A 22034-nucleotide genomic window follows, 5' to 3' on the forward strand; every position below is an offset into this window, starting at 1 on the left:
CCCCCGTTTTGCAGCCGGACAGCTTAGGCGGCGAGCTTGGCCTTCGCCTGCTCGACAAGCTTGGCGAACGCCGGCTTGTCGTGGATCGCGATGTCCGAAAGCATCTTGCGGTCGACCTGGATTTCCGCCAGCGACAGACCGTGGATGAACTTCGAGTACGACAGACCCAGCTCGTTGGCCGCTGCGTTGATGCGCTGGATCCAGAGGGCGCGGAACTCGCGCTTCTTGACCCGACGATCGCGGTAGGCGTACTGACCCGACTTGATGACCTGCTGCTTGGCAGCGCGGTAGACGCGGCCGCGGGCGCCGTAGTAGCCCTTGGCCTTCTTCAGCAACTTCTTGTGACGTGCGCGCGCAGTGACGCCGCGTTTGACTCGTGCCATCGGTGATTACCTTTTGATGATCGTGTTCGCTGAGCGAATCTTCTATGTAAGCGACGCTTCTACCACTGGGTGACGCCGACGAACCCGGAGGTTCAGGCGTACGGGAGCAGCTGACGGACTTCCTTGTTGTCCGAGGCATGCACCATCGTCGGCCCGCGCAGGTCGCGGATGCGCTTGGGCGACTTCTTGGTCAGGATGTGGCGCTTGAACGCGCTGGAGCGCTTGAAGCCGCCTTTCGCGGTGCGGGAAAAGCGCTTGGCGGCGCCCTTGTTGGTCTTCAGCTTCGGCATTTCTTACGGCTCCAATGTGTTGGTGTATCAGTCATCCACCGCAAGGATGACTTTGCAGTGTACTTAGTGCTTCCGCGGGCCCATCACCATGATGGCCTGCTTGCCTTCGAGTTTCGGGTGCTGCTCGACCAGCGCCAGTTCATCCAGTTCTGCCTTGAGGCGGTCAATCAGCCTGAAGCCCAGTTCCTGGTGAGCCAGCTCGCGACCCTTGTAGCGGATCACGATCTTCACCTTGTCGCCTTCTTCGAGGAATTCCTTGCAGTGCTTCAGCTTGGTCTGGAAGTCGCCTTCCTCGGTCGTCGGCCGGAATTTCACTTCCTTGACCTGGATCTGCTTCTGCTTCTTGCGAGCGGCCTGCTGCTGCTTGTCCTTCTGATAGATGTACTTGCCGTAATCCATGATCTTGCAGACCGGTGGATCTGCATTCGGCGAGACTTCTACCAGGTCAAGCCCGGCTTCCTCGGCTTTGGCGATGGCGTCACGGGTGAGCATGATGCCGACCTGTGCGCCGTCATCGGCGATGACACGTACGCGAGGTACGTTAATTTCATCGTTCCGGCGATCCTGACGTTCCGCGCTGATACGCGTATCTCCCAAAAACCCATAGACAAGGCGAGTCGAGCGCACGCCCCCGCCGATTAAGAGCGGTATTATAGGGAATGCGCAGCCGGCGAAACAAGTACGCGGACGCCGAAAGCCGCCGTTGCGTGTCAGTAGGCCCGGGCCGTGGTCTCGCATACGAAAAAGGCTTCGGTTTTCCGAAGCCTTTTCGTTACCAAATTGGTAGGCGCGAATGGACTCGAACCATCGACCCCCACCATGTCAAGGTGGTGCTCTAACCAGCTGAGCTACGCGCCTGCGTAGTCAGAAACTATACGGCACCGACAGCAAATCGCGCAAGCTTTTCCTGCGGTATCCGGAAATTTCAGGCGGACTTCGCGCCCAGCGCCGTCTCCCGAAGCTTGCGCAGCTCGTCTCGCTTCTTGGCTGCCAGCTCGAATTCGAGATTCTGCGCCGCCTGCCGCATTTCCTTTTCGAGCTTGGCGATCAGCTTGGCCAGCTTTTCCGGCGGCATTCGGCCGTAGTCGACCGTCTTTTCGGCCGCCTTGCGCGACGGCGTCGTGTCGGTCGTCTCGTAGCCGAGCTTCATCACGTCGTGGATGCGCTTGGCAACCGAGGTCGGCGTGATGCCGTTGATCCGGTTGTGTTCGATCTGCTTGGCGCGGCGGCGGTCGGTTTCGTCGAGCGCGGCGCGCATCGAGCCGGTGATGGTGTCGGCGTACAGGATTGCCTTACCGTTCAGGTTGCGCGCGGCGCGGCCGATGGTCTGGATCAGCGAGCGCTCCGAGCGCAGGAAGCCTTCCTTGTCGGCATCGAGGATGGCGACCAGCGACACCTCGGGCAGGTCAAGGCCTTCGCGCAGCAGGTTGATGCCGACTAGCACGTCGAACACGCCGAGGCGCAGGTCACGCAGGATTTCGGCCCGTTCGACGGTGTCGATGTCCGAATGCAGGTAGCGGACCTTGACGCCGTGTTCGGTCAGGTAGTCGGTCAGGTCTTCCGACATTCGCTTGGTCAGCGTGGTGATCAGCACGCGATCGCCGTTGTCGACGCGCAGGCGGATCTCGCCGAGCACGTCATCGACCTGCGAGGCTGCCGGCCGCACTTCCACTTCCGGGTCGATCAGGCCGGTCGGGCGCACCACCTGATCGATGATGGCGTCGCCGGAGAACTTCAGCTCATAAGGGCCGGGCGTCGCGGAGACGTAGATGGTCTGCGGGACCAGTCGCTCGAATTCCTCGAACTTCAGCGGTCGGTTATCGAGCGCGCTGGGCAGGCGGAAGCCGTATTGCACCAGGGTTTCTTTGCGTGCCCGGTCGCCACGGTACATGCCGCCGATCTGCGGAACGGTGACGTGGCTTTCGTCGATCACCACCAGCGCATCCGGCGGCAGGTAGTCGAGCAGGCAGGGCGGTGGCTCGCCCGGTGCGCGGCCGGTGAGGTAGCGCGAGTAGTTTTCGATCCCGTTGCAGTAGCCGATCTCCTGGATCATCTCCAGATCGAAGGTCGTGCGCTGCTCGATGCGCTGTGCTTCCAGCAGCTTGCCGTTGTCGGCGAAGTACTTGATGCGCTCCTGCAGCTCGTCCTTGATTGCCCCGCTCATCGCCATCGTCCGCTCCTTCGGCGTCACGTAATGGCTCTTGGCGTAGATCGTCGCCCGCGGCACGCGGCGGCGGACCTCGCCGGTCAGCGGATCGAAGTAGCTGATGCCGTCGACCTCGTCGTCGAACAGTTCGACGCGCACCGCTTCCTCGTCCGATTCGGCCGGGTGGATGTCGATGATCTCGCCGCGGACGCGATAGGTGCCGCGCGCCAGCGCCACATCGTTGCGCGTGTACTGCATTTCGGTGAGGCGGCGGATGATCTCGCGCTGGCCCAGCTTGTCGCCCTTGACCAGGTGCAACACCATGTTGAAGTAGGCCTCCGGATTGCCGAGGCCGTAGATCGCCGATACCGACGCCACGATGATCGCGTCCTTGCGCTCCATCAGCGCCTTGGTCGCGCTCAAACGCATCTGCTCGATGTGCTCGTTGATCGCCGAATCCTTCTCGATGAAGGTGTCGGACGACGGCACATAGGCTTCCGGCTGGTAGTAGTCGTAGTAGCTGACGAAGTACTCGACCGCGTTGTCCGGAAAGAACTCCTTGAACTCGCCGTACAGCTGGCCGGCAAGGGTCTTGTTCGGTGCCAGGATCATTGTCGGCCGCTGGGTGCGCTGGATGACGTTGGCGATCGTGTAGGTCTTGCCTGAGCCGGTGACGCCGAGCAGGGTCTGGTGGGCGAGGCCGTCGTTGAGGTTCTCGACCAGCTTGTTGATCGCCTGCGGCTGGTCGCCGCTCGGCGCCCAGTCGGCCTTCAGATGGAAGCCGCCGTCGATGCGGCGCTTGAGGCGGACCAGCTTGTCGGAGACGTGCTCGACGATCAGATCGGACTTCGGACTGGACATGGCAGGCAGGTTCGAAAGAGGACTGGACAGGTTACCGCTGCGTCGCCGCGCCAGCCACGCCGGACAGCGGCTCAGGCATCCGAACGGGCATCGATGCGGCGGTCCGGGCGCGTCGTCAATGCCGGTCGTCGCCGTGGCAGCAGCGTGACCAGGCAGGAGCCGATCACCAAGCCAATGCCGAGCAGGGACCAGCGATCCGGTGCCTCGCCCCACAGGGCCCAGCCCAGGGCACCGGCGAAGATCACCGAGGTATACGTGAACGGGCCGATGTAGGACGCAGTGGCGACCGAATAGGCACGGGTCAGCAGGAACTGGCCGGCGGTGGCGAATGCGCCGACTCCGAGCAGCCAGCCCCAACCCGGCAGGTCTGGTGTCTTCCAGACCCAGGGCAGCGGCGCGGCGGCGGCGATGCTCGACAGCAGCAGGAAGTAGAAGACGATCCGCGACGCCGGTTCGGTATCGCTGATCCGGCGGATGCCGATCATTGCGGCTGCTGCGCTGATGCCCGAGGTGGCGCCGATCAGCGCCGCGAGGCTGGTCAGCCCTTCGCCCCCCGGCTTGACGATCAGCGTGATGCCGGCGAGGCCGATCAGCGCCGCCGGCAGCGCACTTGGCGGCGGCTTTTCGGCCAGCCACAACCAGCCGATGAAGGGCGCGAACAGGGGCATCGTGTAGGTCAGCAGCACCGCTTCGGCCAGTGGCAGATGGCCGAGCGCGTGGAAATAGCCGTACATCGAGATCAGGCCGAAGCCGGCGCGCCACAGATGGCCGCCGAAGCGTTGCGTCGTCATCAAGTTGCGGCCGCCGCGCACCAGCCACGGGGCCATCAGCAGCAAGCCGATGGTGGCGCGGAAGAACACGATCACCGGCCCCGGAACCGATCCCGATGCGCCTTTGATGCAGGTGGCGCCAAGGGCCATCGCGGCGGCTGCCGAAAGGGCATAGAAGGCGCCGCGGCGCAGGTCATCGGACATCGCGGATCAACGGGCAGGGGCGGGGCGCGGCAGTCTATCGGCTGGGTCGTTCGGGCGGGGACGGCGCGGCTGGCGACCGGCTGCCGTCTGTCCGGATGCCGGTGCCATCGGTATGAAATCTCGCCGCATCGCCGGTTGCCTCATTACATTGCCAACTCGTTCATTTCTGCCGGCGCTGCCGGAACTCCCACCATGCTGAATCCATGCCGGTTGACCGGTCGAGCAGGAGCGACCCGATGATGCATTCCGATTCCGCCGCCGCCACGCCGTCCGCCAGCGGTGGTGCGCGCGCCGCCGTGATCCTGCTGGTCGAGGATTCGATCGCCGATGTCCGGCTGATGCAGGAGGTGCTGCGCGAAACCGGCCTGCCGCACGAACTGCTGATTGCCGGCGACGGCGAAAAGGCCCTGCGCGCGATCCGCCGTGAAGGCGAGTACGCCGGCGCGCGGCAGCCGGACCTGGTGCTGCTCGACCTCAACCTGCCGGGCATCGATGGTCGCGAGGTGCTGCGCACGATCAAGAGCGATCCGGCGCTGCGCCGCACGCCGGTGCTGGTGCTGTCGACTTCCACCGCCGAAAGCGACATCACCGCCAGCTACGACGCGCATGCCAACTGCTACCTGTCGAAGCCGGTCGACCTGGGCGATTTCTTCCGTCTCGCCGAAGCGCTGCGCGATTTCTGGCTGCGGCTGGTGATCTTGCCGCCCCGGCCTGACGCCGACGGCGGGCAGTCGTGATGCGCGATCGCTGAGGCCGACATGGCGGCTTCTTTCTTCTCCGCGAGCGGCACCGGGCTGCTGCCGCACGGCATCTGTTTCCAGCTGCGGCCGGACCTGATCTGGCTGCATGTCGCCGCCGACGCGGTGACCGCCGTGTCGTACTTTGTGATCCCTGCGCTGCTGCTTTACTACATTCGCCGTCGGCGCCAGCCACTGCCGTTCGGTTGGGCGGTGGCGCTGTTCGCGGCCTTCATCGTGTTGTGCGGCCTGAGCCATGTGCTGGGCATCGTCGCCATCTGGTCGCCGATCTACTACCTGCAGGGCATCGAGAAGGCTGTCACCGCCGCTGTGTCGCTGGCGACCGCGATCGCCATCGTGCCGCTGGTGCCGAAGCTGCTGGCGATGCGCTCGCCGGAGGAACTGGCCGAAGCCAACCAGCGGTTGCGGGAGGAGATCGCCTCCCGCGAACAGGCCGAGGACGACATGCGGCGTTCGCTGGACCGGATGAACCGCGCCGTGCGCGAGCTGGAGCAGTTCGCCTACATCACCTCGCACGATCTGCAGGCGCCGCTCCGGACCATTTCCGGCTTCTCGCAGCTGCTGACCCGGCGCCACCGCGACAAGCTCGATGGCGATGCGCTGGAGTTCCTCGACTACATCGACAAGGGCGCGCGGCAGATGCAGCAGCTGATCCAGGATCTGCTGACGCTGTCACGGGTTGGGCGCAGCGATACCGCCGGCATCGAACGCAAGCCGCTGGCCGACACCCTGACCCGGACCCTCAAGGGCCTCAAGGCGGCCATTGACCGCAGTGGCGCTGATATCGCCGTCGGCACGCTGCCGGAGATCGAGGCCAACCACGGGCTGCTGGTGCAGCTGCTGCACAACCTGATCGACAACGCGATCAAGTTCCAGAAGCCCGGCGAGCGGCCGAAGATCCGCATCGACATCGTCCGCGACGGCGATTTCTGGGAGCTGACGATCGCCGATAACGGCATCGGCATTCCGCAGGATCAGCTCGACGCGGTATTCGCGATCTTCAAGCGGCTGCATGGTCCCGACGACTACGAGGGCACCGGCATCGGACTGGCGATCTGCCGGAAGATTGCCGAGTACCACGGTGGCAGCATCCACGCGACGGCCGACGACAGCGGCACGCAGTTCCACCTGCGATTGCCGGTGACGGTGCCAAGGCAGCGCCTGCCGGCGATGACGGGCGACGACCTGCGCAAGCTCTGAAGCCGCGCCGACGTGCCGCGAGTCGGGCGCCTCAGCGGATCGGGCGCAGCACCACGTGGTCACCGCAACCGTCGCGCAAGTCTGCTCCGCAGGCGCGCGAGGTGTTGTTGCGGTCGAAGCACAGGCGGACTTCCTGCAGGTAGCGACCCTTGCACTGCAGCACCAGGCTGTCCGGCCGGAGTGCCGGGTTGGCATCCAGCAGGTCGCGGCGCAGCTCGTCGGTGTCGAGATCGAGCGGTTCCGGCAGCCGCTGGTAGCGTTCCGGAATGCGGATGGCCTGAAAGCGGCGCTCCAGCGCCGCGAAGTAGCGGTCGGCTCCCAGGCCGCTGCAGCTGCCGTGCTTGCGCCACTCGTGAATGATCAGGCCGCGGCTCGGCATGATCGGCAGCAGCCGGTTGATCGTCGCTTCCGGCACCTGCTCGCGGGTCTCGCAGTCCTGTGGCCAGCCGCGTTCGTTCTGCGGCCACAGGCCGTGAGCGACGAATGCGTAGGGGCGGGCGCACTGCGGATCGTCAACGCGCCGGCGGCTGGCGCAGTACTCCGGCGACCAGGACAGGCTGAGCACGTAGTAATCGAACACCCCGGCCGCATCGCGCGGCCGGTGTTCGCGTGCGGTGGCGGTGCCGGCGAGCAGCCCCGCCAGCAGCGCGACGACGACTGGCAGACGCATCATCGCCGCGCGACCGACCGGCCTCAGGCCTTCTGACCGGCCAGGAACAGCCAGGTTTCGACGACCGTGTCGGGGTTCAGGCTCATCGACTCGATGCCCTGGTCGAGCAGCCACTTGGCCAGATCCGGGTGGTCGCTCGGGCCCTGGCCGCAGATGCCGACGTACTTGTTGGCGCGCTTGCAGGCCGAGATCGCCATCGACAGCATCTTCTTGACCGCCGGATCGCGCTCGTCGAAGCCGCTGGCGACGAGGCCGGAATCGCGATCGAGGCCGAGCGTCAGCTGGGTCATGTCGTTGGAGCCGATCGAGAAGCCGTCGAAGTACTCGAGGAACTCGTCCGCCATCACGGCGTTGCTCGGCAGCTCGCACATCATGATCAGCTTCAGGCCGTTGTCGCCACGCTTCATGCCGTTGGCAGCCAGGATGTCCGACACGCCCTTGGCTTCGGCCAAGGTGCGGACGAACGGCACCATCACCTGCACGTTGGTCAGGCCCATCTCGTCACGGACGTACTTCAGCGCCTTGCATTCGAGGTCGAAGCAGGGACGGAAGTCCTTGGAGATGTAGCGTGACGCGCCGCGGAACCCGAGCATCGGGTTTTCCTCGTGCGGCTCGTAGCGGCCACCGGCGACCAGGTTGGCGTACTCGTTCGACTTGAAGTCGGACAGGCGCACGATCACCGGCTCCGGCGCGAAGGCGGCCGCGATCATCGCGATGCCCTCGGCCATGCGCATCCAGAAGTAGTCGAGCGGGCTCGGGTAGGCGGCGATCATCGGATCGATGATCCGGCGCAGCTCCGGGGTCTGCTTGTCCAGCTCCAGCAGCGCCTGCGGGTGGATGCCGATCTGGCGGTTGACGATGAATTCCAGGCGGGCAAGGCCGACGCCCTTGTGCGGCAGGCTGGCGAAGTCGAACGCCTGCTCCGGCGTGCCGACGTTCATCATGATCTTGACCGGGATGTCCGGCATCTTGTCGAGTTCGATCTCGTCGACGGCATAGTCGACGTGCCCCTCGTAGACGAAGCCGGTATCACCTTCGGCGCAGCTCACGGTGACGTCGGTGCCGTCCTTCAGCACGCTGGTCGCGTTGCCGGTGCCAACCACCGCCGGGATGCCCAGTTCACGGGCGATGATCGCCGCATGGCAGGTCCGGCCGCCGCGGTTGGTGACGATGGCGCTGGCGCGCTTCATCACCGGCTCCCAGTCGGGATCGGTCATGTCGGTGACCAGCACGTCGCCCGGCTGCACGCGCTCCATCTGCTCGATCGAGTTCAGGAAGCGCACCCGGCCGGCGCCGATCTTCTGGCCGATCGCGCGACCCTCGATCAGCACCTTGCCCTTCGACTTCAGCTTGTAGCGGCGCAGGCGGCTGCCACCGGCGCGCGACTGCACCGTTTCCGGGCGCGCCTGCAGGATGTACAGCTTGCCGTCGGTGCCATCGAGACCCCATTCGATGTCCATCGGCCGCTGGTAGTGCTTCTCGATGATCAGCGCCTGGCGGGCGAGGTCGGTGATCTGGGCATCGGTCAGCGAGAACTGGCGGCGGTCGGCATCGGCCACCGAGGTGAACTCGACCGCCTTGCCGCCGGCCGGGTCGGCGTAGACCATCTTCTTGGCTTTTTCGCCGAGTCCGCGTTTCAGGATCGCCGGGCGGCCGGCGGCCAGCGCCGGCTTGTAGACGTAGAACTCGTCCGGGTTCACCGCGCCCTGCACCACGGCTTCGCCGAGACCGTAGCTGGAGGTGATGAACACGGCGTCGCGGAAGCCCGATTCGGTGTCCATCGTGAACATCACGCCGCTGGACCCGACGTCCGAGCGCACCATCCGCTGCACGCCGGCCGACAGCGCGACCTTCGAGTGATCGAAGTTCTTGTGCACGCGGTAGGCGATCGCGCGATCGTTGAACAGCGACGCGAAAACTTCCTTCATCTTGGCCAGCACGTCGTCGATGCCACGGACATTCAGGAAGGTTTCCTGCTGGCCGGCGAAGGAGGCATCCGGCAGATCTTCGGCGGTCGCTGACGAACGCACGGCGACCGAAATTTCGACGCCGGCTTCGGCGAGCAGCTGGTCGTAAGCGGTGCGGATCTCGGCTTCCAGCGCCGCCGGGAACGGCGCCTTCATCACCGCATCGCGGATGTTCTTGCCGACCTTGGCGAGCTTGACGACGTCATCGACATCGAGGTCGTCGAGCTGGGCGTTGATGCGATCGGCCAGACCTTCGTGGCTCAGGAACTCGCGATAGGCCTGCGCCGTGGTGGCAAAGCCGTCGGGGACCGACACGCCCAGCTTGGTCAGATGCTGGATCATCTCGCCGAGCGAGGAGTTCTTGCCGCCGACCAGCTCCACGTCGTGCATGCCCAGCTGCTTGAACCACAGTACCGTCGGTGTCGCCATGAACTCGAGTTCCTGCTTGGGAAAGATCAAAAAGGGGCGTCAGGATACCAACTTGAGGCCGATGATCGACACGATCAGCAGACTCAGAAAGCAGACCTGCAGCACGTTGAGGGTTTCGCCGAAATACATCACCCCCACCAGCGCCGTGCCGGCCGCGCCGATCCCGGTCCACACGGCATAAGCCGTGCCAAGGGAGATGCCGCGCATCGCGAGGTTGAGCAGAAAAAAACTGCCCAACGCGAAAGCGCCGAAAACGAGGATATATTTCGGCCGCTCCAGCGAGAAACCGTTCGACAGCTTCAGCGCTGTCGTGAAGCCGATCTCCAGCAGACCGGCGAGAACCAGATAAACCCAGGACATGGCAAGAAAAGGGATTCGGCAGGTGGGGGGCTTGGCGCGTGAATGAACCCGCGCAGCGCATCGTGTTCTTCGTATCGGACGGTACCGGCATCACCGCCGAGACCCTCGGCAGCACCCTGCTGACCCAGTTCGAGGGGGTCGAATTCAGGAAGGTGACCCTGCCGTTCATCAACTCGACCGACAAGGCACGAGTGACGGTGAACTATATCAACCACGTCTCGACCACGGAAACGCGGCGGCCGCTGGTGTTTTCGACCACCGTGAACGAGGAGGTGCGGTCGATCCTGCGCACCGCGAACGCGCAGTTCCTGGACCTGTTCGATACCTACATCGCGCCGATCGAGGCGGAGCTGGGCATCAAGTCGACGCACGCCCAGGGCCGTGCCCACGGCATGAGCGACCACGGCCGCTACAACGCGCGCATCGACGCGATGAACTTCTCGATGGAGCACGACGACGGCCAGAGCGTGCGCGACCTGAGCCGGGCCGACGTGATCCTGATCGCCCCGTCGCGCTGCGGAAAGACGCCGACCACGCTGTACCTGGCGCTGCAGCATGCGGTGTTTGCGACCAACTTCCCGCTGACCGAGGACGACCTCGAGAACCTCAAGCTGCCGAAGGCGCTGCGCGGCTTCGAGAACAAGCTGTTCGGCCTGACCTCCGATCCAGAGCGGCTGCAACAGGTGCGCAGCGAGCGCCGGCCGGGCTCCAAGTACGCGTCGCTGGCGCAGTGCGCCTACGAACTGCGGCAGGCCGAGCAGCTGTACCGGCGCAACAACGTGCCGCACCTGAACTCGGCCAACATGTCGATCGAGGAAATCGCGGCGATGGTGATGCAGGAAAAAGGACTCAGGCGCTAGCCGCAGCCTGCGGGCGGGGCGCAGCATCCTCGTCACGCCGGCGTCACCACGAGGCGGAACAATCACGTCCGACGTTCATGAATCGGACCTACCGGGAGGAGAATCGCCATGGGACAGCAACGCAGCCGCCGCGCGCGCAAGCGCACCGGCCTTGACCGCCGTCATTTCCTGAAATCCGCCGCTGCCGGGCTCGCCGCCAGCACGCTGCCGCTGCTGCCCGAGGACGGCAATGCCGCGCAGGCGCAGACGGCGAAGCTGTCGTTCGTCCACGGAGTTGCCAGCGGCGATCCGCTGCGCGACCGCGTGATCCTGTGGACCCGCGTCACCGTGCCCGGTGGCGGGCCGGTGACGGTCGAATATCGGATTGCCATCGATCCTGGCCTGCAGACATTGGTGCAGACCGGCGCGACGATCACCGATGCCAGTCGCGACCACACGGTGAAGATCGATGCCGCCGGCCTCGAGCCGGGACGCACCTACTACTACCGGTTCAATGTCGGCGCGGTGCGCTCGCCGGTCGGCCGCACCCGGACGCTGCCAGTCGGCAACGTGCAGCGGCTGCGGCTGGCGGTGGCCTCGTGCTCGAGCCTGGCGCACGGCTTCTTCAATGCCTACGCGCGGATTGCCGAGCGCGCCGATCTGGATCTGGTGCTGCACCTCGGCGACTACATCTACGAATACGGCAATGGTGACTACGGCAGCGCCCGCAACTACGAGCCGCCGCACGAAATCCTGACGCTGGCCGACTACCGCACCCGTCACGCCCAGTACAAGCGCGAGCCGGAACTGCAGGAAATGCATCGCCAGCATCCGATCATCGCGATCTGGGACGACCACGAGTTCGCCAACAACGCCTACAAGGACGGCGCCGAGAACCACCAGCCGGACACCGAGGGCGACTGGGCGACGCGGGTCGCTAACGCGCTGCAGGCCTACTACGAATGGATGCCGACCCGAGTTCCGGATGCCAACGACCTGCGCCGCAACTGGCGCAATTTCTCGATCGGCAACCTGGCCGACCTGTACATGCTCGAAGAGCGTGTCGGCGCCCGTGACGAACCCATCCCGGCACCGGTGCAGCTGCTGCCGCAGGCCGGCCTTGGCGTGTACACCCAGACCGGCGCCTACACCGATCCGAACCGCCAGCTGCTTGGCGTCACCCAGGAAGACTGGCTGATCAACGGCCTGCGCGGCGCCCCGCGCAACAAGTGGAAGCTGATCGGCCAGGGCGTGATGTTCGCGCAGCTGAAGGTGCTCGGCCTGCCGAACGCGACCCGGCTCAGCCAGTACCTCAATGTCGATCAGTGGGACGGCTACGACCCGCGCCGCGACCGGATCTTCGAAGCCCTGACCGGCACCGCCCAGCACGATCCGGTCGACAACGTCGTGGTGCTGACCGGCGACATCCACTGCTCCTGGGCCGCCGACCTGACGCCTGATCCGAACAAGCTGCTCGGCCCGCGCTTCGGCGGCTACAACGCGCTGACCGGGGAAGGTTCGCGGGCGGTCGAGTTCGTCTGCACCTCGGTCACCTCGGCCGGCCTCGACAACCTGCAGGCGCTGTCGCCGGTGATCCGCGCCAACAACCCGCACTTCAAGTACATCAACCTCGACCAGCGCGGCTACATGGTGCTCGACATCACGCCCGAGCGGGTGTCGAACGAGTGGTGGTACGTCACCACCATCGACCGTCGCGACCGCGGCCAGAGCTTCGCGATCGCCCTGGAAAATCGCCGCAACGAGAACCGACTGCGGCGCGGTTCGCGCAGCACCCCGAAGGCCAATCCACCGCCGCTGGCGCCGTGATGTCCGCGCCCGGTCCGGCCCGCTGACGGCGGCCGGACCGGGCATCCGTTGCGCCTGAAGCGCCGCTCCGGCGGCGCCGTGCCGAGCCTTCACGCCGCCGTCACTTTCGTTCCCTAGATTGCCGGAAATTCATCTGGCGCCGACCGACCTGCAGCCGGCGGCGACCCGATGTCGGCATTCCATTTCGAGTTCGACGGGGACCTTCCATGACGGGCATGCGCAGCGCGCCGCTGGCGCGCGGGCTGTTGGCAGCAAGCTTTCTTTCCGGCGGCGCAGCGCAGGCCGATGGCAGCATCAGCGGCCGGATCAGCGTCGCCGGCAGCAGCGGCAGCGCGCTGCAGGGCACGCTGGTGCGGATCAGGGAACTGGGCCGCGAGGCGGCCGCCGACCGCGATGGCCGCTTCCGTTTCGCCGATGTGCCGGCCGGCCGCTACACGCTGACCGCCCAGTACCTCGGGGCCGCCGAAGCGGCACAGTCGATCACCGTCCGCGACGATGCGACGACCACGCAGGACTTCGCGCTCGGCGATGCCGCAGTCAAGCTCAAGCAGGTGCTGATCGTCGGCCAGCTGGCCGGGCAGGCGGGGGCGCTGAACCGCCAGCGCGCGGCGGACAACATCAAGACGGTCGTCGATTTCGACGCCATCAACCAGTACCCGGACCAGAACGTCGCCGAATCGCTGCAGCGCCTGCCCGGCCTGTCGGTGGCCCGCGACCAGGGCGAAGGCCGCTTCGTGGTGATTCGCGGGCTTGACCCGGCGCTGAATACCGCGACCATCAACGGCGTACGCGTCGGCAGCCCGGAAAGCGACACCCGGTCGGTCAACCTCGATGTCGTGGCCAACGATCTGCTCGAAGGCCTGGAAGTCACCAAGACGCTGACCCCGGACATGGACGGCGACGGCATCGGCGGCAACATCGAGATCAAGACCGCCACCGCCTTCGATCGCGGCAACAGCTTCAGTCTGCGCTCGGAAGGCAGCTACAACGAGCAGCGCGACACCATCAGCCCGCGCCTCGCCGCCACTGCCACGCGGCTGCTGTCGATCGGCGGGCAGGATGACTTCGGCGTCTCGACCGGCGTCAGCTACTTCCGCCGCAGCTTCGGTTCCGACAACGTCGAGACCGCCGGCTTCCCGTTGCTGGAGACCGAGGGCGGCGAGCTGGCCGGCCTGGAGGAAGGCGAGCAGCGCGACTACCGGGTGATCCGCGAGCGCCTGTCGACCTCGCTGAACGTCGACTGGCGCCCGAGCGCGAACAACGAGTTCTACCTGCGCACGCTGTTCAGCCGTTTCGAGGACGACGAGACGCGCCAGTCCAGCGTCTATGTATTCGAGGATGGCGAGGTGGCCGAGCTGGACGACGCCGGTGGCCGCTTCGACGGCGCCACCCAGGAACGCAATCTGCGGGCGCGCATCGAGACCCAGCAGATCTTCACGACCGCGCTGGGTGCCAGGCATCGCTGGGACGACTGGAAGTTCGATTACGTCGTCGCCCACGCGTTTGCCAACGAGAAGAACCGCAGCAATCTGAGCGCCTCGTTTGTCGGCGAAGGGCTGGACCTCGGCTACTCGCTGGCCGATCGCCACCGCCCGGTCTTCTTCGGCACCGGCAATGACGATCCCGCCGATTTCGTGCTCGACGAAGCCACCTTGGAGGATTCCAGCACCGAGGAGCGCGAGACCAGCTTCGCCGTCAACCTGCGCCACGACTACGCGTTCAGCCGCTGGAACGGCCATCTGCAGATGGGCAGCAAGGTTCGCCTGCGCAAGAAGACCGCCGAACTCGAAGCCGCCGTCTACGACGGTTTCGGCGATGACGACGTGACCCTGTCCGGCTTCGCCCGCGACAACCGCCGCTATCCGCTCGGCCACTACGGGCCGGGGGTCGATCCGGGCGCGTTCCGCCGCTACTTCAACGCGAGCCGCGCCGGCTTCGAGCTTGACGGCGACGCGTCGGCGGTCGATTCGCGCGGTGCCGATTACCGGATCGACGAGGACATCTACGCCGCCTACGCGCTCGGCGTGGTCAACATCGGGGACCTGCGCATCCTCGGCGGCGCGCGCATGGAATACACCGATACCGTGTCGCGCGGCACCGCGATCACCGTTGACGATGTCGACGGCGATGGCGATCCGCAGTTCGCGCCGTTCAGTGCCCGGCGCGACGGCTCGGCGCTGCTGCCGTCGCTGCATGTCCGCTACCGCTTCGACCCGCGCCTGATCGGCCGGCTGGCCTATACCGAGGCGCTGGCCCGTCCGGGCTACGAGGATGCCGCGCCGCGCCAGCTGATCGAGATCGAGGAAGACGATGGCGAGATCCAGCGCCGTGGCGAGGTCGGCAACCCGAACCTGAAGGCGCTGCGTTCGCGCAACGTCGACCTCGCTTTCGAGTACTACCCGGGCAGCCTAGGCGTTGTGCAGGCCGGCGGCTTCTACAAGCGCATCCGCAATTTCATCGTCATTGCCGATGTCGCCGGTTCGCCGGGCTTCGAGGCGTTCGACGAAGTGTTCCAGGCCGTCAACGGCCAGTCCGCCGATGTCTATGGCCTTGAACTCGGCTACACGCAGGCGCTGAAGTTCCTGCCGGCGCCGTTCGACGGCCTGCTGGTGTCGGCCAACTACACGCTGACCAACAGCCGGGCGCGCCTGCCGTTCCGCGACGATCGGCTGTCGCTGCCTCGGCAGTCGGACCGGGTCGGCAACCTCGCGTTCGGTTACGAGAAGTACGGCTTCAGCGCGCGCCTGTCGGCGACTTACCGCAGCGCTTTCCTTGATTCGATCGAGGAACTCGACGACCCGCGCTTCGACCGCTACGCCGACGCCAACCTGCAGCTGGATTTCACTGGCGGCTACCAGCTCACCGACTACGCGCGGCTTTATGTCAACGTCGTCAACATCACCGACGAGCCGTTCTATGCCTATTTCGGCGCCGATCGCTACGCTTCCCAGTACGAGCAGTACGGCATCACGGGCGAGCTCGGCATCAAGCTGAACTTCTGATCGACAACCTGGTTCCGACACCTTCGCATGAACGCTTTCCGCTCGCATTTCCTGGCACTGGCGCTGACTTTGGGCAGCGCCGTCTCGGCCATCGCCGGACCGGCCACGCCGCCGACTTCTCCCGTGACGCCAGTCAAGGATGCGCTGCATTTCATGGTCATCGGCGACTGGGGCCGGCACGGCCAGGAAGGGCAGTTCGACACCGCCGGCCGGCTGGCGGCGGCGGCGCACAAGCAGGACGCCGCGTTCGTGATCTCGGTCGGCGACAACTTCTATCCGGTTGGTGTCGCCAGCACTGATGACCCTTCGTGGAGCAGTTCCTTCGAGGACGTCTACAGCGATCACGCGCTGCATGTGCCGTGGTACGTCGTGCTTGGCAATCACGACTACAAGGGCAATCCGCAGGCGCAGATCGACTACACGCGGATCAGCCGCCGCTGGCAGATGCCGGCCCGCTATTTCACCAAGACCTTCGCCGCCGGCGAGGACAGCCCGGTGCAGGCGCAGTTCTTCTTCATCGACACCTCGCCGATGATCGAGGACTACCAGCAGCATCCGGGCGAATACGCGGTGGCCGATCAGGACGCGGCCGCGCAGCTGCGCTGGTTGGAGGACGAGCTGAAGAAGTCGACCGCGCGCTGGAAGATCGTCGTTGGCCACCATCCGATCTACACGGTTGGCAAGCGTAAGAAAGCGATCGGCGGCGGCATCCAGAAAGAGCTGGAGAAAGCGCTGCTGCCACTGCTGGAGAAGTACCACGTGCAGGCCTATCTGGCCGGCCACGAGCACGACCTTCAGGTGATCCGCCGCCCCGGCGGCACGGTCACCCACCTGGTGTCCGGGGCCGGATCGGAAACCCGTCCGCTGGGCGTGCCGGACCCGAAGGACGGCCGGCTGTTCGCCGTCGCCAGCGCCGGCTTCATGGCGATGTCGCTGACCGCCGAGGCGCTGAACGTCGAACTGGTCGATGCCGAAAACCGCGTGCCCTACGCCATCAGCCTGAAGCCCTGACGCCTGCGGCGGAGCCCTGCGCTCGCGTAGGCTTTCGCGCATGAGCTCCCATCCGCTGACCGTTCGCCCGTCCGGCGCCGCGCCGTTGCTGCTGCTGACCAGCCTGTACGTCGCGCAGGGGCTGCCGTACGGCTTTTTCACCCAGGCGCTGCCGGTGCTGATGCGCGAAAACGGCGCGTCGCTGAAGGCGATCAGCGCTACCAGCCTGCTGTTCCTGCCGTGGGCACTGAAATTCCTGTGGGCACCGATGGTCGACCACATCGGCACCCGGCGCGGCTGGATCGTGCCGATCCAGTTCGTTGCCGCGATCGGCGCGGCACTGCTGGCCTGGATCGATCCCGCGCAGGGCTTCATGGCGGTGTTCGTCGCGGTGTTCGCGTTCAATGCGCTGGCGGCCATCCAGGACGTCGCCACCGACGGCCTGGCCGTGCGCCTGCTCGACACCCGCGCCCGCGGGCTCGGCAACGGCATCCAGGTCGGTGCCTACCGGATCGGCATGGTGCTCGGTGGCGGCCTGCTGCTGTGGATCTACGCGCAGTTCGGCTGGGTGCCGATGTGCCTCGGCATGTCGGCGCTGCTGGCGCTGACCTGCCTGCCGGTGCTGCTGCAGCGCAGTGCACGCGAAGCCCCGGCGCGGCAGGCGCGGCCGTCGGTGCGGCAGCTGGCCGCCGGCTGGTGCCCGAGGCTGCGGATGCCCGGCATGGCGCTGCTGCTGGCGCTGGTCTGCGCCTACAAGTTCGGCGATTCGATGACCGCGTCGCTGATCGGGCCGATGCTCAAGGACGCGCACTGGCCGACCGCCGAGATCGCTCTCGTCAAGGGCACGCTGGGCTCGATCGTCGGCCTGCTGGGCGCGGCTGCCGGTGGCGGGCTGGCGTTCCGGCTCGGGCGCCGGCGGGCGCTGCTGGGCTGCGGCATCGCCCAGGCGCTGAGCCTGCTGCTGTACGTCGCCGCCGCCAGCCTGCCGACCGACCGGCCGCTGGTCTGGTCGGCCTGCATCGCCGAGCATCTGTTCGGCGGCATGGCGACGGTGGCGCTGTTCACGCTGATGATGGATGCCTCCGATCCCGAGCACGCCGGCACCGATTACACGCTGCTGGCTTGCGCGGTGGTGGTCGCCCAGGGCCTGGCGGCCTTCGTGGCCGCCGCGCTCGGTGATGCCTTCGGCTACCTGCCGGCGCTGGCCGCCGGCTTCGGGCTGGCAGTGGCCGGCTGCGCGGTGTTGGTCATCGCGCTGGATGCCGGCCGAGGCCCGCCCCGACTGGCTGCGCTGTGGCGGCGCCCCGACGCTGCGGCCGGTACCGCATGATCCCGCTTTCCGTCCGCCTGACTGCCGAGACCTGATGCCATGCAACACCTGCTCGAACTCGGCGCTCGCGCCGGCCAGCTGCTGACCGCCCGGGGCGAACGCCTGGTGGTTGCGGAGACCTCGTCCGGCGGCCTGGTATCGGCGGCGCTGCTCGCGGTGCCGGGGGCTTCGCGCTTCTACACCGGCGGCGCGATCCCCTATTCGGCGCGCGGGATCAAGGCGCTGGCCGGCCTGACCTTGGACGACCTGCAGGCGACAGGCATCCGCTCCAGCTCCGAGCCCTATGCCGCGCTGCTGGCGCAGACGCTGCGCGAGCGGCACGGCGACAAGGTGAGCTGGGGCCTGTCGGAAACCGGCGCCGCCGGGCCGGACGGCAACCGATACGGCGATCCGGCCGGCCATACCTGCTTGGCGGTATCCGGACCCGTCAGCCGGGTGCGGACCTTGCGCACCGGCCAGGCCGACCGCTACGCCAACATGCAGGCGTTCGCGGCGGCGGCGCTGGCGCTGCTGGTCGAGGCGCTGGAAGCCGCGCCAGCGCGCTGAAGCGGCTCAGGTGATGACGCTGGGGCCCTTGCGGCCGCTCTGCTCGTTGATGCGGATCAGCCGGTCGGCGATCGCGGCCAGCGGCGCCAGCGCCTCGGTCGTGGTCCAGCCGAGGCGGTCGGCAGCGCGCTCGTAGCGTTCCAGGTAGAGCCGGATCGTCGCGCCCTCGGTGCCGGTGCCGGACAGCCGCAGGATGATTCGCGCGGCGTCGCCGAACACGATGCGCAGGCCCTGGCCGGTGGTCCGGCTTCCGTCGACCGGATCGGTATAGGCGAACTCGTCGGCCTGGCTGACCGTCCAGTCGCCCTGCCGGCTGCCGGCCAGCGTCGGCAGCGCCTTGCGCAGGCCATCGACGATGCCGTTGGCGGTAGCGGTCGGCAGCTCGTCGTAATCGTGGCGCACGTAGTAGTGGCGGCCGTGGCGTGCCCAGTGCTCGGTGGCGATCTGCTGCACGCTCTTGCCGGTCACCGCCAGCACGTTCAGCCAGGCCAGCACCGCCCACAAGCCGTCTTTTTCGCGCGTGTGGCTGGACGAGGTGCCGAAGCTCTCCTCGCCGCACAGCGTCACCCGGCCGGCATCGAGCAGGTTGGCGAAGAACTTCCAGCCGGTCGGCGTCTCGTGGCATTCCAGTCCGCGCGCCTGGGCCACGACATCGACCGCGCGGCAGGTCGGCATCGAGCGGGCCAGGCCCTTGAGGCCGCCCTTGTAGCCGGGCAGCTTGTCGAGATGGGCAGCGAGCATCGCCAGCGAATCGCCCGGCGAGATGAACAGGCCGCGGCCGAGGATCATGTTGCGGTCACCATCGCCGTCGCTGGCGGCGATCAGGTCCGGTGCTTCCGCGCTCAGCGCCAGGTCGAGCAGGTGCCGGGCGTAGATCAGGTTGGGGTCCGGATGGCCGCCGCCGAAATCCTCCAGCGGGCTGGCGTTGATGACGCTGCCGGCCGGTGCGCCGAGCTGCTCGATCAGGATGCGGGTGGCGTACGGGCCGGTGACCGCGTGCATCGCGTCGAAGCAGATCCGGCCGCCGCGCTTGAACCAGTCGCGGATGCGGTCGAAGTCGAACAGGCTCTGCTGCAGCTTGGCGTAGTCATCGACGCAGTCGACGATGTCGATCCGCGTATCGCCGAGCTGCTGGCTGCCGCGCCGGTCGAGATCGAGGCTGCCGCCCTCGAAGATGCGGTAGCGGCTGATCGCCTTGGAGGCCTCGAAGATCCGGCCGGTCAGCGTCTCGGACGCTTGGCCGCCGCCCGCGACGTTGAACTTGATGCCGAAGTCGCCGTCCGGGCCGGCCGGGTTGTGGCTGGCGGTCAGCAGCAGGCCGCCGGCCGCCTGGTGCAGGCGGATCATCGTCGACGCGGCCGGCGTCGACAGGATGCCGCCCTGGCCGACGATCACCCGGGCGATGCCGTTGCCGGCCGCCATCGCCACCGCTGTGTAGATCGCTTCGCGGTTGTGGTAGCGGCCGTCGCCGCCGATCACCAGCGTGCCGCCGCGCAGGGACGTTTCGACATCGAAGATCGCCTGCAGGAAGTTCTCCAGGTAGTGCGGCTGCTGGAACACCGCGACCTTCTTGCGCAAGCCGGCGGTGCCGGATTTCTGGTCGGTGTAGGGACGGGTCGGCAGCTCGCGGACGGGCATCGGAAGCGTTCTCGGAATGGCGGGAAAAGCAAGGCTGCAACGGGTCGCGGCGGTATCTTATAGTCGGCTTCATGCCGCACGACATCACCACCCACGAGCCCTATTGCCCCTGCTGCGGACAGCCGCGCCGCATCGCCCATCTGGTCGATCTCTACGAACGCAGTTATGCGCTGCTGGAGCGGCTGATTCCGGAGCTGAACCTGCCGTTCGAGCGGGCGGTGTCGAAGTCGCCGACCGACCTGCCGCTGGTGCTGACCGTGGTCGAGCGGGCGCCGTACACCGCCGAGCTGCGGCTGACCTACGAGTTCCGCGATGCCGATGGCGAGCGCCGGCTGGCGCCGGACATGTGGATCAAGGTGTACCGCGATGCGCGGGTCGCCGAGGCGCTCGACTGCGGCCAGCGGCCGACCTGGCTGGCGCAGATCTTCGGCGACGCGCAGGCGCACGATTACCTGCACGATCAGTGGGGTCGCAACCACATGCTGGCCAAGTGGCTCGACTATCTGCTCGGCCATGGCCACGGCTTTGCGATCGCCGCCCGGCCGCGTCTGCCGAACGCCTGACGGCTCGCTGCATCGCCTGTTCACCTGTCGTCCATCCGTTGCTCATGGCGGTCCCTGCAGACTGCCCGCCAGCGGTTTCACAACCCTCAAGGAGCCTTGCCGAACATGACGTCGCCCGCCCGCTACAGCCGCCTCAGCATCGGCCTGCACTGGTTGATGCTGCTGCTGATCATCGCCGGCTACACGTTCATCCTGATCCGCGGTGAATTCCCGAAAGGCAGCGAGCCGCGGGCGCTGGTGAAGATGCTGCATTTCTCGATCGGCCTGACGTTGTTCGCGCTGGTCTGGGTGCGCATCGCCGCCCGCCTGGCCGGTGGCCCGGCGCCCGCCATCAGCCCGGCACCGCCGGCCTGGCAGCAGCGGGCCGGCAAGCTCGCGCACCTGGCCTTGTACGGCTTCATGATCGGCATGCCGATCGGCGGCGCGCTGATCCTGAGCTTCGAAGGCGAGGCGCTGCCGTTCTTCGGTCTGTTCGAGATCGGGCCGCTGCTCGGCGCCAACGAAACCTACGCCGAAGCCTTCGAGGAACTGCACGAGGCCGGCGGCACGATCGGCTATTTCCTGATCGGCCTGCACGCGCTGGCCGGGCTGTATCACCACTACGTGCGCCGCGATGACACGCTGACGCGGATGCTGCCCTGAGCCGCTTTAATATTCTTTTAAGAGATTAACGTAGCAATTCTTATTACTTTGAACGACTGAGCCGGACGCATAGATTGCCCGGACCGCCGCGCCGGCCTTCGCTCCCGAAGCCTGGCGCGGCCCCGATCCAGGAGCCCTCATGTCGTTCGATTCTCACGCCAGCTCGCGGTCCGCCGGACCTGTGCTCGATGCCAGCGCGGTTCCGCCCGCGAGCGTGCTGCCGCATGCCGGCGGTGTCGATCCGGTGGAAGCCTGGCGGCTGGTCAAGGCCGGGCTGGCCGTGCTGGTCGACGTGCGCACCGCCGAGGAGCGCAAGTTCGTCGGCCATGTGCCGGACAGCCTGCACGTGCCCTGGGCCACCGGCACTGCGCTGACCCGCAATCCGCGCTTCGCCCGCGAACTGGAAGCCAAGGTGGGCCTGCACCAGCCGACGCTGCTGATCTGCCGCAGCGGCAAGCGCTCGGCGCAGGCGCTGGAGGTGGCGGTCAAGGCCGGCTTCAGCCAGATCGCCAACGTGCTGGAGGGATTCGAGGGCGACCTCGACGAACACGACCAGCGCGGGCACTTCAACGGCTGGCGTCATCACGGTCTGCCCTGGCTGCAGGACTGACGGGGGCTG

The 22034-nt window shown here is 66.7% G+C and carries 20 protein-coding genes and 1 tRNA gene; 11 read left to right on the forward strand and 10 right to left on the reverse strand.

Annotation, left to right across the window (positions count from 1 at the left end; all coding sequences use genetic code 11):
• Positions 1 to 23: 23 nt before the first annotated feature.
• The 6 genes from rplT to ACTIGJ_RS05770 form a co-directional block, all read right to left on the reverse strand.
• A complete protein-coding gene (rplT, locus tag ACTIGJ_RS05745) occupies positions 24 to 383 on the reverse strand; it encodes a 50S ribosomal protein L20 (protein WP_439639325.1) in 360 nt (119 codons plus the stop codon).
• A gap of 92 nt (positions 384 to 475) precedes the next feature.
• On the reverse strand, positions 476 to 673 hold the full coding sequence (rpmI, locus tag ACTIGJ_RS05750; protein WP_022975473.1) for a 50S ribosomal protein L35: 198 nt from the start codon (positions 671 to 673) through the stop codon (positions 476 to 478).
• A 63-nt stretch (positions 674 to 736) separates the two neighbouring features.
• Complete coding sequence (gene infC / locus ACTIGJ_RS05755; RefSeq protein ID WP_293370757.1) at positions 737 to 1270, reverse strand: translation initiation factor IF-3; 534 nt, start codon at positions 1268 to 1270, stop codon at positions 737 to 739.
• Positions 1271 to 1454: 184 nt separating this feature from the next.
• Positions 1455 to 1531, reverse strand: a tRNA-Val gene (locus ACTIGJ_RS05760).
• A gap of 67 nt (positions 1532 to 1598) precedes the next feature.
• Positions 1599 to 3680, reverse strand: a complete 2082-nt coding sequence (uvrB, locus tag ACTIGJ_RS05765) for an excinuclease ABC subunit UvrB (protein ID WP_439639326.1) — start codon at positions 3678 to 3680, stop codon at positions 1599 to 1601.
• A 71-nt stretch (positions 3681 to 3751) separates the two neighbouring features.
• The gene (locus ACTIGJ_RS05770) at positions 3752 to 4654 is read right to left on the reverse strand and encodes a DMT family transporter (RefSeq protein ID WP_439639327.1); all 903 of its coding nucleotides are present in this window, start codon (positions 4652 to 4654) and stop codon (positions 3752 to 3754) included.
• A 239-nt stretch (positions 4655 to 4893) separates the two neighbouring features.
• Between ACTIGJ_RS05770 and ACTIGJ_RS05775 the strand changes: the two genes are divergently transcribed.
• A complete protein-coding gene (locus ACTIGJ_RS05775) occupies positions 4894 to 5391 on the forward strand; it encodes a response regulator (RefSeq protein WP_439639425.1) in 498 nt (165 codons plus the stop codon).
• Positions 5392 to 5412: 21 nt separating this feature from the next.
• The gene (locus tag ACTIGJ_RS05780; RefSeq protein WP_439639328.1) at positions 5413 to 6612 is read left to right on the forward strand and encodes a sensor histidine kinase; all 1200 of its coding nucleotides are present in this window, start codon (positions 5413 to 5415) and stop codon (positions 6610 to 6612) included.
• Between the two features lie 31 nt (positions 6613 to 6643).
• Here the strand turns inward: ACTIGJ_RS05780 and ACTIGJ_RS05785 are convergent, their stop codons facing one another.
• The 3 genes from ACTIGJ_RS05785 to ACTIGJ_RS05795 are packed head-to-tail and all read right to left on the reverse strand — an operon-like array spanning position 6644 to position 10038.
• The gene (locus ACTIGJ_RS05785) at positions 6644 to 7285 is read right to left on the reverse strand and encodes a ribonuclease T2 family protein (RefSeq protein WP_439639329.1); all 642 of its coding nucleotides are present in this window, start codon (positions 7283 to 7285) and stop codon (positions 6644 to 6646) included.
• Between the two features lie 20 nt (positions 7286 to 7305).
• Positions 7306 to 9678 (reverse strand): phosphoenolpyruvate synthase, encoded by a 2373-nt coding sequence (gene ppsA, locus ACTIGJ_RS05790; protein WP_439639330.1) that lies wholly within the window; start codon positions 9676 to 9678, stop codon positions 7306 to 7308.
• A 39-nt stretch (positions 9679 to 9717) separates the two neighbouring features.
• Entirely contained in the window at positions 9718 to 10038 is a 321-nt protein-coding gene (locus ACTIGJ_RS05795; RefSeq protein ID WP_439639331.1) for a DMT family transporter, read from the reverse strand.
• Positions 10039 to 10076: 38 nt separating this feature from the next.
• Between ACTIGJ_RS05795 and ppsR the strand changes: the two genes are divergently transcribed.
• The 6 genes from ppsR (at position 10077) to ACTIGJ_RS05825 (ending at position 18572) form a co-directional block, all read left to right on the forward strand.
• A complete protein-coding gene (gene ppsR, locus ACTIGJ_RS05800) occupies positions 10077 to 10898 on the forward strand; it encodes a posphoenolpyruvate synthetase regulatory kinase/phosphorylase PpsR (RefSeq protein ID WP_439639332.1) in 822 nt (273 codons plus the stop codon).
• 108 nt (positions 10899 to 11006) lie between these two features.
• A complete protein-coding gene (locus ACTIGJ_RS05805) occupies positions 11007 to 12704 on the forward strand; it encodes an alkaline phosphatase D family protein (RefSeq protein WP_439639333.1) in 1698 nt (565 codons plus the stop codon).
• Positions 12705 to 12910: 206 nt separating this feature from the next.
• Positions 12911 to 15706, forward strand: a complete 2796-nt coding sequence (locus ACTIGJ_RS05810; RefSeq protein ID WP_439639334.1) for a TonB-dependent receptor — start codon at positions 12911 to 12913, stop codon at positions 15704 to 15706.
• 27 nt (positions 15707 to 15733) lie between these two features.
• Entirely contained in the window at positions 15734 to 16717 is a 984-nt protein-coding gene (locus ACTIGJ_RS05815) for a purple acid phosphatase family protein (protein WP_439639335.1), read from the forward strand.
• A gap of 40 nt (positions 16718 to 16757) precedes the next feature.
• A complete protein-coding gene (locus tag ACTIGJ_RS05820) occupies positions 16758 to 18026 on the forward strand; it encodes an MFS transporter (protein ID WP_439639336.1) in 1269 nt (422 codons plus the stop codon).
• Between the two features lie 39 nt (positions 18027 to 18065).
• Positions 18066 to 18572: a CinA family protein gene (locus ACTIGJ_RS05825; protein ID WP_439639337.1), complete on the forward strand. Its 507-nt coding sequence runs from the start codon at positions 18066 to 18068 to the stop codon at positions 18570 to 18572.
• A 6-nt stretch (positions 18573 to 18578) separates the two neighbouring features.
• Here ACTIGJ_RS05825 and ACTIGJ_RS05830 read toward each other — a convergent pair whose 3' ends face one another.
• Entirely contained in the window at positions 18579 to 20210 is a 1632-nt protein-coding gene (locus ACTIGJ_RS05830; protein WP_439639338.1) for an alpha-D-glucose phosphate-specific phosphoglucomutase, read from the reverse strand.
• Positions 20211 to 20281: 71 nt separating this feature from the next.
• On the opposite strand from ACTIGJ_RS05830, the gene ACTIGJ_RS05835 reads away from it, so the two are divergent.
• From ACTIGJ_RS05835 to ACTIGJ_RS05845, 3 genes are all read left to right on the forward strand, one after another.
• A complete protein-coding gene (locus tag ACTIGJ_RS05835) occupies positions 20282 to 20773 on the forward strand; it encodes a DUF1249 domain-containing protein (RefSeq protein ID WP_439639339.1) in 492 nt (163 codons plus the stop codon).
• Between the two features lie 105 nt (positions 20774 to 20878).
• Positions 20879 to 21415, forward strand: a complete 537-nt coding sequence (locus ACTIGJ_RS05840; RefSeq protein WP_439639340.1) for a cytochrome b — start codon at positions 20879 to 20881, stop codon at positions 21413 to 21415.
• Between the two features lie 139 nt (positions 21416 to 21554).
• The gene (locus ACTIGJ_RS05845) at positions 21555 to 22025 is read left to right on the forward strand and encodes a rhodanese-like domain-containing protein (protein ID WP_439639341.1); all 471 of its coding nucleotides are present in this window, start codon (positions 21555 to 21557) and stop codon (positions 22023 to 22025) included.
• The last annotated feature ends 9 nt before the right edge of the window (positions 22026 to 22034 follow it).

Source organism: Nevskia sp., assembly GCF_051860985.1.
Taxonomy (GTDB): Bacteria; Pseudomonadota; Gammaproteobacteria; order Nevskiales; family Nevskiaceae; genus Nevskia.